The 13,662-nt window shown below is 58.4% G+C and carries 10 protein-coding genes; 5 read left to right on the top strand and 5 right to left on the bottom strand.

Annotated elements, in window-relative coordinates; genetic code table 11:
• The first annotated feature begins 204 nt into the window (after nucleotides 1-204).
• From AC07U5_RS07325 to AC07U5_RS07315, 3 genes are all read left to right on the top strand, one after another.
• Nucleotides 205-2,031, top strand: coding sequence for an extracellular solute-binding protein (locus AC07U5_RS07325; protein WP_343107415.1), 1,827 nt, complete (start codon nucleotides 205-207; stop codon nucleotides 2,029-2,031).
• Nucleotides 2,032-2,143: 112 nt separating this feature from the next.
• On the top strand, nucleotides 2,144-2,815 hold the full coding sequence (locus AC07U5_RS07320) for a DsbA family oxidoreductase (protein ID WP_062598452.1): 672 nt from the start codon (nucleotides 2,144-2,146) through the stop codon (nucleotides 2,813-2,815).
• Between the two features lie 76 nt (nucleotides 2,816-2,891).
• Entirely contained in the window at nucleotides 2,892-3,836 is a 945-nt protein-coding gene (locus AC07U5_RS07315) for a DMT family transporter (RefSeq protein ID WP_494722645.1), read from the top strand.
• Nucleotides 3,837-3,929: 93 nt separating this feature from the next.
• Here AC07U5_RS07315 and AC07U5_RS07310 read toward each other — a convergent pair whose 3' ends face one another.
• From AC07U5_RS07310 to AC07U5_RS07300, 3 genes are all read right to left on the bottom strand, one after another.
• Entirely contained in the window at nucleotides 3,930-4,250 is a 321-nt protein-coding gene (locus AC07U5_RS07310) for a hypothetical protein (RefSeq protein WP_062427406.1), read from the bottom strand.
• A gap of 138 nt (nucleotides 4,251-4,388) precedes the next feature.
• The gene (gene mfd / locus AC07U5_RS07305; RefSeq protein ID WP_494722644.1) at nucleotides 4,389-7,898 is read right to left on the bottom strand and encodes a transcription-repair coupling factor; all 3,510 of its coding nucleotides are present in this window, start codon (nucleotides 7,896-7,898) and stop codon (nucleotides 4,389-4,391) included.
• A 3-nt stretch (nucleotides 7,899-7,901) separates the two neighbouring features.
• Nucleotides 7,902-8,213 carry a succinate dehydrogenase assembly factor 2 gene (locus tag AC07U5_RS07300; protein WP_494722643.1) on the bottom strand — a complete coding sequence of 104 codons (312 nt, stop codon included), beginning with the start codon at nucleotides 8,211-8,213 and terminating at the stop codon, nucleotides 7,902-7,904.
• 190 nt (nucleotides 8,214-8,403) lie between these two features.
• Here AC07U5_RS07300 and recG point away from each other — a divergent pair, with 190 nt between their 5' ends.
• Both recG and AC07U5_RS07290 read left to right on the top strand, forming a co-directional pair.
• Nucleotides 8,404-10,509 (top strand): ATP-dependent DNA helicase RecG, encoded by a 2,106-nt coding sequence (gene recG / locus AC07U5_RS07295; RefSeq protein ID WP_494722642.1) that lies wholly within the window; start codon nucleotides 8,404-8,406, stop codon nucleotides 10,507-10,509.
• A 7-nt stretch (nucleotides 10,510-10,516) separates the two neighbouring features.
• Entirely contained in the window at nucleotides 10,517-10,783 is a 267-nt protein-coding gene (locus tag AC07U5_RS07290) for a hypothetical protein (protein WP_494722641.1), read from the top strand.
• A gap of 59 nt (nucleotides 10,784-10,842) precedes the next feature.
• Here the strand turns inward: AC07U5_RS07290 and AC07U5_RS07285 are convergent, their stop codons facing one another.
• Together AC07U5_RS07285 and AC07U5_RS07280 are read right to left on the bottom strand one after the other, a co-directional pair.
• The gene (locus AC07U5_RS07285) at nucleotides 10,843-12,330 is read right to left on the bottom strand and encodes an esterase-like activity of phytase family protein (protein ID WP_494722640.1); all 1,488 of its coding nucleotides are present in this window, start codon (nucleotides 12,328-12,330) and stop codon (nucleotides 10,843-10,845) included.
• Nucleotides 12,331-12,494: 164 nt separating this feature from the next.
• A complete protein-coding gene (locus AC07U5_RS07280; RefSeq protein WP_494722639.1) occupies nucleotides 12,495-13,649 on the bottom strand; it encodes an aminodeoxychorismate synthase component I in 1,155 nt (384 codons plus the stop codon).
• Nucleotides 13,650-13,662: the final 13 nt, after the last annotated feature.

Here is a 13,662-nt window from a genome sequence, read left to right as displayed (position 1 = left end):
CGAGTGTTTCGGGACTCCTGTTACATCCCGATCGACCTGATATCCAGCATTTCTTTTACTTTTTCCTTGTATCCGACAAGATTTCCGTGATCGGATGCCCCTGTCCGCTGTGATAGATTTGCGCGGGAATCAAACAAGACAGGCGATTTGAGTTCAGGTCCCACGACCTTGGAATCAATCGCCCGAATGCGACAGGATAGTGACATGCGAAGCCTTTTGGCGCTCATTCCAGCCCTTCTTATCTCCGGCATGGCGATGGCTGAACCGCTTCACGGCATTTCGATGCATGGCAAACCCGCCCTGCCGGCGGACTTCAAGAACCTTCCTTATGTCAATCCGGACGTCAAGAAGGGCGGACGCGTCTCCTATGGCGTCGTCGGCACATTCGATGCGCTCAATCCCTTCGTTTTGAAGGGTATGCGCACCACCGCGCGCGGAGTTTGGGACCCGGAATTCGGCAATCTCCTCTATGAACCGCTGATGCAGCGCTCCCATGACGAGCCCTTCACCCTATATGGCCTGCTGGCGGAAAGCGCCGAATGGGACGATGAGCGAACCTACATCCAGTTCAACCTCAATCCGAAAGCCCACTGGCAGGATGGCAAGCCTGTCACGCCGGAAGATGTGATCTTCAGCTTCAATCTTTTGAAGGAAAAAGGTCGCCCGCCTTTCGACAGCCGCCTGAATGGTGTCGCCAAGATGGAAAAAGTGGGCGAGCGCAGCGTCCGCTTTACCTTCAATGAAAAAGCCAATCGCGAGACACCTCTCATCCTGGCGTCCTCCACGCCGATCCTGCCCGCCCACGCCATCGATGCCAAAACCTTCGAGCAGGCAGGCCTCGGGCCGGTGATCGGCTCCGGTCCCTATCGAATCAAAACCTTGCGACCTGGCGAACAGATCGTCTGGGAACGGGACAAGAATTATTGGGGCAAGGACATTCCCTCCAAGATCGGTTTCGACAATTACGACGAGATCAGCGTCACCTACTTCCTGCAGGTGACGACCATGTTCGAAGCCTTCAAAAAGGGCGATATCGATATCTATCCGGAAGGCGATGCGATCAACGGCACCTCCGACACCTCCCACTGGGGCCAGGCTTATAACTTCCCGGCTGTTCAGCGCGGCGACATCTCGAAAGATGTTTTCGAACCGGGCCTACCGTCTGGCATGTTCGGTCTGGTCTTCAACACCCGTCGACCGATGTTTGCCGACGAGAAGGTGCGTGAGGGACTGTCCTACGTGCTCGATTTCGAGTGGATGAACCGAAACATTCTCGGTGGCGCCTTCAAGCGAACCCAAAGCTACTGGCAGAACTCCAAGCTAGGTGCCTATGGAAACCCGGCCAACGAAAAGGAATTGGCGCTGCTCGGCGACGCTGCAAAGCGTCTGCCGCCGGAGATCCTGGCAGGCACCTACGAAATGCCAACGACCGACGGAACGGGCGCAGATCGCGCCGTCCTGAAGAAAGCCGTCTCCAAGCTCGGCGAGGCTGGCTTGACTATCAAGAACGGCAAGATGGTGGATAAGGACGGCAAGCCGCTGAGCTTCGAGCTCATGACGCAAAACCCGGCGCAGGAGCGTATTGCGCTCGCCTATCAGCGTTCGCTGAAGCTGATAGGCGTCGATATGGCGATACGCTCCGTGGATGACGGGCAGTATCAATCCCGCTCCAACAGCTTCGATTATGACATGATCATCCGGTCCTTCCCGTCATCCTTGTCACCGGGTGCAGAACAGATCAATCGCTGGGGCTCGGTCTCGAAAAATGCCAATGGCAGTTTCAATTATGCAGGAGTTGCGGACCCGGATGTCGACCGGATGATCGAGGCCTTGCTGCAGGCCCGTGAGACGGAAGATTTCGAGGTTGCCGTGCGCGCCTACGATCGCCTTCTGACGGCCGGCCACTATGTGATTCCGCTCTACTATATCGGCGCACAATGGGTTGCCCGCTGGAAATACATTGACCGCCCGGAGAAAACCCCGCTCACCGGAAACCAGAAGCAGACATGGTGGGACGCGCGCGCGCAGTAGAAGGCTTGCGCTGCCCCACCCGTGACAGTTAGTTCCCTTTTGGTAACGCCTTGTGCCGCAAGCACAGACTATCTAGATGAGGCGTTATTCAAACACAGGAAGGAACAGCACCATGCAACGCATTGTCATCGACATCGTCTCGGACATGGTGTGTCCCTGGTGCTATCTCGGAAAGGCGCGTCTCGATCTGGCCCTGGCTGAAGTTCAGGACGAGGTCAGCGTCGACATCAACTGGCGTCCATACCAGCTGAACCCGGATTATCCGCCGGAAGGCGTCGATCAGAAGGTCGAGTTGGAAAAGAAACTCGGCGGCAAGGATCGCGTCGAACAGGCCCACAAGATGCTCACCGAACTCGGTCGTGAAGTGGGTATTGCCTATGACTTCGACGCGATCAAAATCGGTCCGAACACGCTTGATGCGCACCGGCTTTCGCTCTGGGCGCATGCCGAGGACCGTGCGCTTCAGGACAGAATCGTCACGGCATTGTTCAAGGCCAACTTCGAGGAAGGTCGCAATATCGGCGATCACGCCGTGCTGATTGACGTTGCCGGTGAATGCGGTATGGACCGCGAACTCGTATCCCGCCTGCTGGCATCAGACGCCGATAAGGATACGATCAAGGCCGAGATTGATGCGGCGCAGCAAATGGGCGTTTCTGGGGTCCCGTTCTTTATCCTGGATCAGAAATACGCCGTCAGCGGCGCACAAACGCCGGACGTGCTTATTAATGCACTGCGGGATATTGCCAAAATGAAAGCGGAAGAGCATAGGGCAATGAACTGATCGCAGCGCCCGAAATGGCGTGAGTAGCGCCTCGTCGCCGCTGCGGTTTTCGACCCAGTAATTCAGCGGTGATTTCGTGCCAGACAGCAGGTTGAAGGGCATATTGCTCGCCTTTGCCGCCTTCGCGGCCTATGCTTTCAGCGATGCAAGCGTAAAACTTATCGACGGGCAACTTCCACCCGTCGAATCGGGCTTCTTCGGAGCGTTCTTCGGGCTGCTCGCGCTCCCCTTCATCCGCAAGCGTAACGATGCCTGGACAGATATCGTCCGCACGACGAACCGGTCTCTGTGGCTTTTGCGGTTCTTTGCCACCGGTGCCAGCACCATCGGCAGCGTCGTCGCGTTCACGCACCTTGCCATGGCGGAAGCCTTTGCCCTGATCTTCCTCCTGCCCTCCTTCGTCACCATCATGTCGGTCATCTTTCTGAAGGAGCAGGTCGGTATCAAGCGATGGTCAGCGGTCATCATCGGCTTCGCCGGCGTTCTCATCATCCTGAGACCGGGCTTCCGCGAACTTTCCATCGGTCACCTTGGCGCTATTATTGGCGGCATGGGCGGGGCGATCTCCATCGTCATCTTCCGCGCGATCGGACCACGGGAAAAGAACATCTCGCTTTATGGCGCGGGCCTGCTTGGCTGTCTTGCGGTCTGCGGCGTGTTGATGATTCCTTCCTTCACGCTTCCGAGCGCCGAACAGTGGCTGATGCTGGCTGGCTACGGCCTGTTGGCGGCGCTTGCCAATGTCCTCATCATGTATGCCGCGCAATATGCGCCCGCAGCGGTGATCGGCCCGACGCAGTACAGCCAAATGCTCTGGGCCATCCTCTTCGGATACCTGATCTTCGGCGACAGGATAGACGGCTGGATGCTCGTCGGCATCGCACTGATCGTGGGCTCTGGCCTACTGACGCTGATGCGCGAAAAGCAGCGGAACGTGCCACTGCCAAACTCTGTCGCAGCATCGGATCAAAATGTGACGGCCGTTATGTTGCCGGATGAAAAAACGGAGGCGGGCCGATAGTCGGCCCGCCCCGTTTAAAAACACGTCATTGAAAAATTTTATTTGTTTTCGTCTTACAATATCAGCTCACATCAATAGCAATATCATTTCACATCAATCGCAGACACGGACGCGATACATGTCGCCAAATCCGTCCTGACGCCATGCAACATGGCAGCGGGGGTAAACGGGCTCGTAGACGACAGGGGGCGGGCCGTAATAGGTGGGTTCGGCATAAACAGGCGTGCCGTAAACCGGCCTGTCATGTGCAGCAGACAGCAATGCGCCGCCTACGAGTGTACCAGCAATACCGGCGGCAAGGCCGCGGCCGAAATTGTTGCGTGCTTCAGCTTGGCTGGTGGTGGCAATTGTGGTGCCCGCAATTGTCAAAGCAACCAGACCAGCGGTGACAAATCTGTTCTTCAATGTCCACATAGTCCTGCTCCTTAAAATCTGTCAGCACATCGTCCTGTGCTGATGAGGATGAGACTACGCCCCGGAAGACTACCGATACATGTCCGTTTGATTAATTCCTTGTAAGGAATCTCAAGGACGCGATTTTTCTTACTCGCGTCAGGATTTCGCCAGTTCCGCAAGCTGGTTCATGATCATCGCCGCGCCGGCCAAGCGCTTTTCGGGCGTCGGAAGATCGCGGGTGAGGAACACGCTGTGGTCGGGCCTGATCTTCGCCATCGAGCCCTGCTTGGCGATGTAGCCAACGAGTGCCGCCGGGTTCGGAAACTCCTTGTTGCGGAACTGCACGACGACACCCTTCGGGCCGGCATCCAGCTTCTCGACATTGGCGGTACGGCAGAGCGACTTGACGTAAACGATCTTCAACAGATGCTGCACTTCCTTCGGCAGCGGTCCGAAACGATCGATCATTTCCGCCCCGAAGCCGTCGATCTCGTTGAGGTCCGTCAATTCGCCCAGGCGACGGTAGAGACCCATGCGCAGGTGGAGATCAGGCACATAGCTTTCCGGAATCATCACGGAGGTACCGACGGAGATTTGTGGCGACCAGCCGGTGTCGATAACGTCGTCCTCGCCCTTCACCTCGGCAACCGCTTCTTCCAGCATTTGCTGGTAAAGCTCGAAACCGACTTCCTTGATATGGCCGGATTGCTCTTCGCCAAGCAGATTGCCCGCACCGCGAATATCGAGATCGTGGCTGGCAAGCTGGAAGCCGGCACCGAGCGTGTCCAGTGACTGCAGCACCTTCAACCGCCGCTCGGCCATCGTTGTCAGTACCTTGTTGACCGGCAGCGTGAAGAGCGCAAAGGCGCGAACCTTGGAACGCCCGACACGACCACGTAGCTGATAGAGCTGTGCAAGACCGAACATATCCGCGCGGTGGACGATCAGCGTGTTGGCAGTCGGTACATCAAGGCCGGATTCGACGATGGTGGTTGAGAGGAGAACATCATATTTGCCGTCATAGAAAGCATTCATGATGTCTTCCAATTCGCTCGCCGGCATCTGCCCATGGGCAACCGCAACCTTCAACTCCGGCACGTCGGACTGCAGGAAGGCGTGGATGTCCGCAAGATCGGCCAGACGCGGGCAGACATAGAAGCTCTGCCCGCCGCGATAATGCTCGCGCATCAATGTTTCGCGGATGACAAGCGGATCGAAAGGCGAAATAAAGGTGCGCACCGCCATGCGGTCGACCGGCGGCGTGGTGATCAGCGACAGTTCGCGCACACCCGTCATCGCCAATTGCAAGGTGCGGGGGATCGGCGTTGCGGACAGTGTCAGAACGTGAACGTCGCTCTTTAGCTCCTTCAGCCGCTCCTTATGCTTGACGCCAAAATGCTGCTCTTCATCGATGATCAAAAGGCCGAGATTGGCAAAGGTGATCCCCTGCCCCAGAAGCGCATGCGTGCCGACAACGATATCGGTCTTGCCTTCCGCCACTTCCTTCTTGGCGAGATTGAGCTCCTTGGCGCCGACCAAACGCGACGCCTGCTGCACGCGGATCGGAAGCCCACGGAAACGCTCTGAGAAGGTGCGGAAATGCTGACGTGCCAGAAGCGTTGTCGGCACGACGACGGCGACCTGAACACCATTCATGGCCGCAAGGAAGGCCGCGCGCAGCGCCACTTCCGTCTTGCCGAAGCCCACATCACCGCAGATCAGGCGGTCCATCGGACGGCCGGCGCCAAGATCGTCGCGGATCGAGTCGATGGCATTCATCTGGTCTTCGGTTTCCTCATAGGGGAAACGCGCAGCAAATTCGTCGTAGAGGCCATCGGGTGCCGTCAACACCGGCGCGTGGCGCACAAGGCGGGCAGCAGCAATCCGGATAAGATCGCCCGCCATATCCAACAGGCGCTTCTTGAGCTTCGCCTTGCGCATCTGCCATGCGCCGCCGCCAAGCTTGTCAAGCTGGGCTTCCGCCGCATCCGAGCCATAGCGGGACAGAAGATCGATGTTCTCGACAGGTAGGAACAGCTTGGCGTCATCGGCGTAATGCAGTTCCAGGCAGTCACGCGGTGCGCCAGCTGCCTCGATCGTGCGGAGCCCGACGAAGCGACCGATACCATGCTCGGCATGAACGACGAGTGACCCTTCATCGAGTCCCGCGACTTCGGAGATGAAGTCGGCACCGCGCTTGCGGCGCTTGGATCGACGCACCATACGGTCGCCGAGGATGTCCTGTTCGCCGATAATGGCGAGATTGCTCGTACCGAGGGTCGTCTCAAAACCGGCTTCGAGGCTGAGAACCGCCGATGCCGCCTCGCCCTTTGCGAGTTTCTCGATCTCTTTCAATGACGAGATCGGCTTGATTTTCTCAAGCCCGTGCTCGTTCAAAACCTGCAGCAGACGGTCCAGCGACCCTTCCGACCAACCGGTGATCAGAACCTTCCAGCCCTTGGACCGACGCTCGGCAATGTGCTTGACTGCCAGATCAAAGACATTGACGCGGTCTTCGCTGCCGCCTTCCGCCGGAGGCTTTGCCCAGCGGGGGCCCACATGCGCATCGAGGGTGGCCACTGGCCTGTCGTTAGAGTCCTGTTCATTGAAGGGCGTCAGGCGCACGGCATTGACGGCGTTCAGCGCCTCATCGAAGCTCTTGCCGCCGAGATAGAGCTGGCTGGGTGAAACAGGCTTGTATGGCGCGCCCTGCGTGGCACCTTTTGTCTGGCCGGAATTGCGCCGCGCCTCGAAGTAATCATGCACGAGTTTGGAGCGCTCGACTGCGGCTTCGCGCGCGTTGTGATCGGTGACGATGCGGAAGCCTTGCAGATAGTCGAATGCGGTTTCCAGCTTCTCGTAGAAGAGCGGCAGCCAGTGCTCCATGCCGGCATAACGTCGGCCTTCCGAGACAGCCTGATAAAGTGAATCGTCCCTGGTGGCAGCGCCGAAGAGTGAAAGGTAATTCTTGCGAAAGCGGCTGATCGTATCCGGTGTCAGCGTCACTTCGCTCATGGGGCTCAGATCGAGAGAGCGGGCCTGGCCAATGGTGCGCTGGCTGGCGGGATCGAAGGTACGGATGCTCTCCAGCGTATCGCCGAAGAAATCGAGACGCACCGGCTCTTCCGTGCCGGGAACGAAGACATCGAGAATACCGCCGCGCACGGCAAATTCGCCGACCTCGCGAACCGTCGCAACACGGTCGAAACCGTTACGCTCCAGACGCGCGGCGATCTCTTCCATGCGGATCTGGTTGCCCGGCTTGGCGGAAAAAGCCAGACTCTCGATGACATCGCGCGGCGCCATCTTCTGCAGCATCGCATTGACGGTGACGAGCACGATGGCCGGATGCGGCTTCTTTTGATGCTGGATGAGACCGGAAAGCGCTGCCAGCCGGCGCGCGGAAGTGTCCGCACTCGGGGACACACGGTCGTAGGGAAGGCAGTCCCACGCGGGCAGCGTCAGAACCGGAATGTCCGGGGCCACAAACCCAAGGATCTGCTCGAGATCCGCAACACGGTGTCCGTCCGACACGACATAGGCAACGGATGTTCCGCCGCGCGCCATATCCGCCAGGAGAAGCGCCTCCACTCCGGACGGCACATTTCCAATGGTCAGCGGCGTATCGGCCGATGCCACCAGCTTCACATCAATCCCGGCGATCATAAATCAGGCTTTCGTTGTCTCGGATGTGACCGGATCGAAGTCCGGGCGATAAGAGGCGATTTTCATGAAGAGAAGCGTCTGGAATTTTTCAGGGATCGGCAGAGCGCCCGTGACCATCTTGACGAGGTCGTTATCCTCCTCAGCCATGATCACTTCCAGCTCGTCGAGTTCTGCATCTGACAGATCGCCGATATTGTCTTCGGCGAACTGGCCCAGAACCAGATCCATTTCGCGAATGCCGCGGTGCCAACAGCGATAGAGAATCCGCCGGCGTCTCGGTTCGAGGTCTGCACTCGTGCGCACCAGTCCAGTCATCGCAGTCACCTGTTTGTTGGAAATTCAACAAATTGTTGATTTTCGTTCTCCTATAGAACAGGACAGGAACGCTTGGGAACCGCTATTTGTGCAAATATACGGCACAGGGCATAAAAACTGCCGGTGATAAACGCGCTTTATCGGTGTCGCGCTATTGCAATGGGGACAGCCTTCCCCGATTTTGCAGCCCATGCGTCCCGCCATACTCGATCCCCTCTTTGCCACAGTCTCTTCGCTTGCCGGCGTCGGGCCGAAGCTTGCCGATCTGTTGGCGAAACTTCTGGGCCGCGAAAATGCCGAAGACACACGCGTCATAGATCTGCTGTTTCATGCGCCGTCCAATATCATCGACCGGCGTAACCGCCCGGGCATCGCGCTTGCACCGCAGGGCGCCATTGTCACCATTCAGGGACGTATCGACCGGCACCAGCCTGCGCCGCTCGGCAATCGCTCCGCGCCCTATCGCGTCTTCCTGCACGACGAGACAGGCGAACTGGCGCTGACCTTCTTCCGCGCACGCGGCGACTGGCTATCAAAGGCGCTTCCTGTCGATGAAGAGGTGATGGTCAGCGGCAAGATCGACTGGTTCAACGGTCGCGCCTCCATGGTTCATCCGGATTTCATGGTGAAGGTCTCGGAGGCCGACAATCTGCCGCTGGTCGAAGCCGTCTATCCGATGACGGCCGGTCTTTCGCCCAAGATATTGAAGCGGTCCATCGATACCGCGTTGCAACGCCTGCCGGTCTTTCCCGAATGGATCGACGAGACGCTTGCCTCACGCCAGAGCTTCCCGCATGTGGCCGATGCCTTCCGCGAGTTGCACGATCCACGCGACACTGTCGATATCGATCCGCAGGCCCCTGCCCGCCGCAGGCTTGCCTATGACGAGTTCCTGGCCGGGCAGCTTTCGCTGGCGCTGGTTCGCCAGAGACTGCGCAAGGTCGCTGGTCAGCCGATCCGCGCCAAGGGAGATTATGCAGCGCGCATTCTCGCGGGCCTGCCCTTCTCGCTGACTGCAAGCCAGAGCGCTGCGGTGAAGGATATTCTGACCGACATGGCGGGCGAAGACCGCATGCTCCGCCTGCTACAGGGCGATGTCGGCGCGGGCAAGACGCTGGTTGCGCTGATGGCGATGGCAACGGCCGTGGAGGCCGGTGGACAGGCCGTGCTGATGGCGCCGACGGAAATTCTGGCGCGCCAGCATTTTGCGACGATTACGAAGTACGCTGCAGCCGCTGGCATCTCCTGCGAGGTTCTGACGGGCAGAACCAAAGGCAAGGAGCGCCGCGAAATCGAGGAGCGCATCGCATCCGGCGAAGCACAGATCGTTATTGGCACGCACGCCCTGTTTCAGGACAGCGTGTCCTATAAGAACCTCGTCCTCGCCGTCGTGGATGAACAGCATCGCTTCGGCGTGCATCAACGCCTCCGTCTCACCGCCAAGGGCATCACGCCGCATATGCTGGTCATGACGGCAACACCCATTCCCCGCACGCTGGTTCTCGCCGCCTTCGGCGATATGGATGTCTCCAAGCTGACGGAAAAGCCCGCAGGCCGAAAGCCTATCCAGACGGTGACCATTCCCAATGAGCGGATCGGTGACATCGTCGACCGGCTGCGCAGCGCTTTGGCGGAGGGCAAGAAGGCCTACTGGATTTGCCCTCTGGTTGAAGAATCAGAGGAATCGGATCTCATGTCGGCAGAGGAACGGCATGCGGTGCTGTCACAATCCTTGGGCGCCAATATCGGCCTCATCCACGGGCGGATGAGCGGGCCTGAAAAGGATGCGGCGATGCTCGCCTTCAAAAGCGGCGAAACACGCTTGCTTGTGGCAACCACTGTCGTCGAAGTGGGCGTGGATGTGCCGGATGCCACGATCATGGTCATCGAGCACGCCGAACGCTTCGGCCTTGCCCAGCTTCATCAGCTGCGCGGTCGTGTCGGACGTGGCGACGAGGCCTCCACCTGCATATTGCTGTACAAGGGTCCGTTGAGTGAGAACGGCAAGGCCCGTCTCTCCATCCTGCGCGATAGCGAAGACGGCTTCCTGATTGCCGAAGAGGATCTGAAGCTACGCGGCGAAGGAGAACTCCTCGGCACCCGCCAATCCGGCACGCCTGGCTTTCGCATAGCGAGCCTCGAGGCGCATGCCGATTTGCTGGAGATCGCCCGCAAGGATGCAGCCTATATGATAGAAAAAGACGCCGAGCTTGTGAGCGAGCGCGGCAAGAACCTCAGAACCCTGCTTTATCTCCATCGCAGGGACGAAGCCATCCGCTTCCTCCACGCAGGCTGATACACTCATGACAATCACACCCAACCCGCCACCGGCCTTCCAGAAGGGCTTTGCCCTGTGTTCGCCTGAAAACATTCTTCAACCGAAGACCTTCGCCAAGAGCGAGAAGAAGGCGATCGCAAAAGGCTTCAAAAAGCCCGGTCGCAAGCAGGCCTGGGCAGACGCTCTGGAACAGGGCTGGAGCGTCAGGCTCGTATATATGCGCCTCTTCGTGCCGGTGTTTCATTCCACCACGTCCGGCACGCAGGAAATCGAAGGGATCGACGACGATTGATATGCGTAAAAAAGCCGCGCCGAATGTTTTCGGCGCGGCTCTCACGAAGCGCTCTGTTTTTAGCGCTTGGCAACGCCCGGCAGTGTCACGCGGAACACCTGGAACATGGTGTCCACATCCGCATCACCTTCCGCCTTGTACGACTTCCCAACCTGGAAACCGTCCTGCGTCAGGAAGTCGTTGTCATTGGCGACGAAGAGGAAATAATCATCCGGTGCGGAAGCATCGAGGACGCTTGCAATCGACATAGCCTCCCACTTCTCCGACAGGTTGTTCTTGTCGTTCGGGGCGCCATTGTGCAGGCCGACGCGGGCAAGCTCCTTGCTGTCGTTCAGATCGATGAAGTCATGCAAAGCGGCTGGCTTGATGGCGCTATCCAGGACACCCTTGGGCGCAACCGGCTTCACATCGTCGAATTCGCCACCGGCGATGTCCGTCGCGCCGGAGAGATCTACAAGTTCTATTCTGCGGTAGACCGACGTATCGCCCTTCATACCCTGACCATTGTTGCTGTCGCGCGCCAGCATCAGGAATGCCTTGTCCGACAAAGCCAGGATCTCGCTCTGTGCTGCGACGAGCTTCTTGTCCTTGCCCTCGAACTTCGGCAGCGGCACGACATATTCATGCACGAGCTTCAGGTGATCGACATCGGTCGCATCATAGACCAGTGCGCGGGTGTGATCGCGGGTCGACGAGGAATCGCCGCCATCCTGACGGGTTGCCGATTGCAGAACGGCGATAAGATATTTGCCATCCGGGGTCAGCGACATGCCTTCCAGACCCTGATTGTTCTGGCGCCCGGTTTCGGGGTCCTTCGGATCGGGCTTCTTGCCACCTTCGCCCACATTGTTGGACGAGAAGTTGATCTCACCCTTGCGCATCGGCAGCAGCGCCTTTGGCGGCTGCGTGGCCGAGATCATCTTACCGTCGGTAGAGAAGTGATAGATATAGGGGCCGTACTCGTCGCTGATGAGGAACGAGCCGTCCGCCAGACGCACCACCGCCTCGGCATCGAGAGAGACTTTGCCTGTAGACGCAAAAGGCAGCACTGGCGTCGTGCCACTCGCCGGACGGGTACCGGCCTCAGGGTCGAGGCCTGTCATGTTCTTGCCCTGCTCATCGGTCAAAAGCAGCGTATCGGCAAGCGTCGCCTGAACACCCGTCTGCTGCTTGTCCGCAGCCACGTCGCCGCCCGTTGCGGGCATCAGCGTCACGTCGATCTTGTTGATTCGGGCATTGTAATCCGTCGTTCCTTCGACATTGTAGCCACGGTCCGGCAGCAACCATAGGGAACCGCGATAGCCATCGCCTTCCCTCTTCCAGCTGGTGCCATCGATCGCCATACCCGAGCCGGAGCCAAAGGTTTCGCCGAACTTGTCGCGCTGGCTGGCGGGAATACGACCAACGGCGACCAAGCCCTTGCTCGCGTATCTGACGCCGTTTGCAGCGGCGGTGGTTTCAGCCATCACGGCAGCAGGAAACATGAAGATCGATGCCGCCAGGGCGGCAGCAAGCCGGCGAGAGGCAGAGAAACGGAGTGATGTCATGGAACGGTATCCTTGAGAAAACAAAGAAAGACGAAGTCTTCGACACAGCATGTAGCGCGGGCGCACCATGTTCCGGTTCGTGAAGAAGCCTGCTCCCTGGCATCCGTCTCTAAGATCGATCCATGACACTTGCATGACGGCTGAGATTTATGCCGTTGGCAGGCTTAGACGAGCTTTCGGTCGCCGGCCGCAAACTTTGCCTTGAGAAGGCATTCGTCATATTCGGACTGCGCGGTGGAATCGAAGACAATCCCGCCACCGACATTGAAGGTCGCGCGCCCATCGTCGAAAAGGGTGATGGTGCGGATCGCGACCGAGAACCGCATGTCACCCTTTGGTGAAATCATGCCGATCGCGCCGCAATAGACGTCGCGCGGTCCGACCTCCAGGTCATGCAATATCTCCATCGCCCGCATCTTCGGTGCTCCCGTTACCGAGCCGCACGGAAACAGTGCTGCAAAAATATCGGCGATCGTCATGTCCGGCAGGAGCTCTGCGCGCACATGGCTGACCATCTGGTGCACGGTCGGATAGGTCTCGATCTCGAAGAGCTTTGGCACATCCAGAGTACCGACTTCTGTGATCCGCGAAATGTCGTTGCGCAGAAGATCGACGATCATGCGGTTTTCGGCGAGCGTCTTCTCGTCCTTGCCCATAGCGGAAATGATCGCCGCGTCCTCATCAGCCGACGCTCCGCGCTTGACCGTACCCTTCATCGGATGGGTCTCGATCCAGCCATCCGCATTAATGGAGAAGAAGAGTTCCGGCGAGCGTGACAGGATGATGGGGCCGTCCAGATGAACCAGCGCACCATATTTGACTGGCTGTCGCTCGACCAGAGACCAGAAGGCGAGAAGCGGATCGCCATGCCACCGACCAGTGACAGGCATGGTAAGGTTAGCCTGGTAACAATCTCCTTGGCGGAGATGCTGATGCAGTCGATTGAACTGTTTCTCGTAATCAGCAAAGGTCCATGACGCCGTGAGATCGCTCAAAAAATCGTCAGGCACCATAAGTTTCAATGGCTTGGATGCCGCATGTGTATCACCGGATGGTGACGAAAACACACCAAAGCACAATAGCGGGCAAGCCCGATCTTGCTCTGCCAGAGGCCTCAGCTTGGGCTCGAAAAGGTATCCTGCCTCATAGGACATATAGCCGGCTAAATATTTTCCGCTGGTTCTGGCGGCCTGCATTTTTTCAAGCGCAGGAAACACGTCGCTGGCCTCATGCGCAACGATAATCTCCTCCGGCTCCGTAAACAGCGTCACGGTGCCGGTCGTATCGTCACGAAAAAGAACGTAAGGCGCATCTAGCATTCAGCTATCCGAT

It is taken from the genome of Agrobacterium sp. GW821-FHT02D03 (assembly GCF_059421725.1).
Note: the sequence above shows the minus strand (reverse complement) of the source record. Positions and strands in the feature narration are given on the sequence as shown.

Bases quoted from the DNA above. Each gene is read 5' to 3' on its own strand.
- AC07U5_RS07320 (WP_062598452.1), top strand. From the start codon at position 2,144: ATGCAACGCATTGTCATCGACATCGTCTCGGACATGGTGTGTCCCTGG.
- AC07U5_RS07310 (WP_062427406.1), bottom strand. From the start codon at position 4,250: ATGTGGACATTGAAGAACAGATTTGTCACCGCTGGTCTGGTTGCTTTG.
- mfd (WP_494722644.1), bottom strand. From the start codon at position 7,898: ATGATCGCCGGGATTGATGTGAAGCTGGTGGCATCGGCCGATACGCCG.
- AC07U5_RS07280 (WP_494722639.1), bottom strand. From the start codon at position 13,649: ATGCTAGATGCGCCTTACGTTCTTTTTCGTGACGATACGACCGGCACC.
- recG (WP_494722642.1), top strand. From the start codon at position 8,404: ATGCGTCCCGCCATACTCGATCCCCTCTTTGCCACAGTCTCTTCGCTT.
- AC07U5_RS07325 (WP_343107415.1), top strand. From the start codon at position 205: ATGCGAAGCCTTTTGGCGCTCATTCCAGCCCTTCTTATCTCCGGCATG.
- AC07U5_RS07285 (WP_494722640.1), bottom strand. From the start codon at position 12,330: ATGACATCACTCCGTTTCTCTGCCTCTCGCCGGCTTGCTGCCGCCCTG.
- AC07U5_RS07300 (WP_494722643.1), bottom strand. From the start codon at position 8,213: ATGACTGGACTGGTGCGCACGAGTGCAGACCTCGAACCGAGACGCCGG.
- AC07U5_RS07290 (WP_494722641.1), top strand. From the start codon at position 10,517: ATGACAATCACACCCAACCCGCCACCGGCCTTCCAGAAGGGCTTTGCC.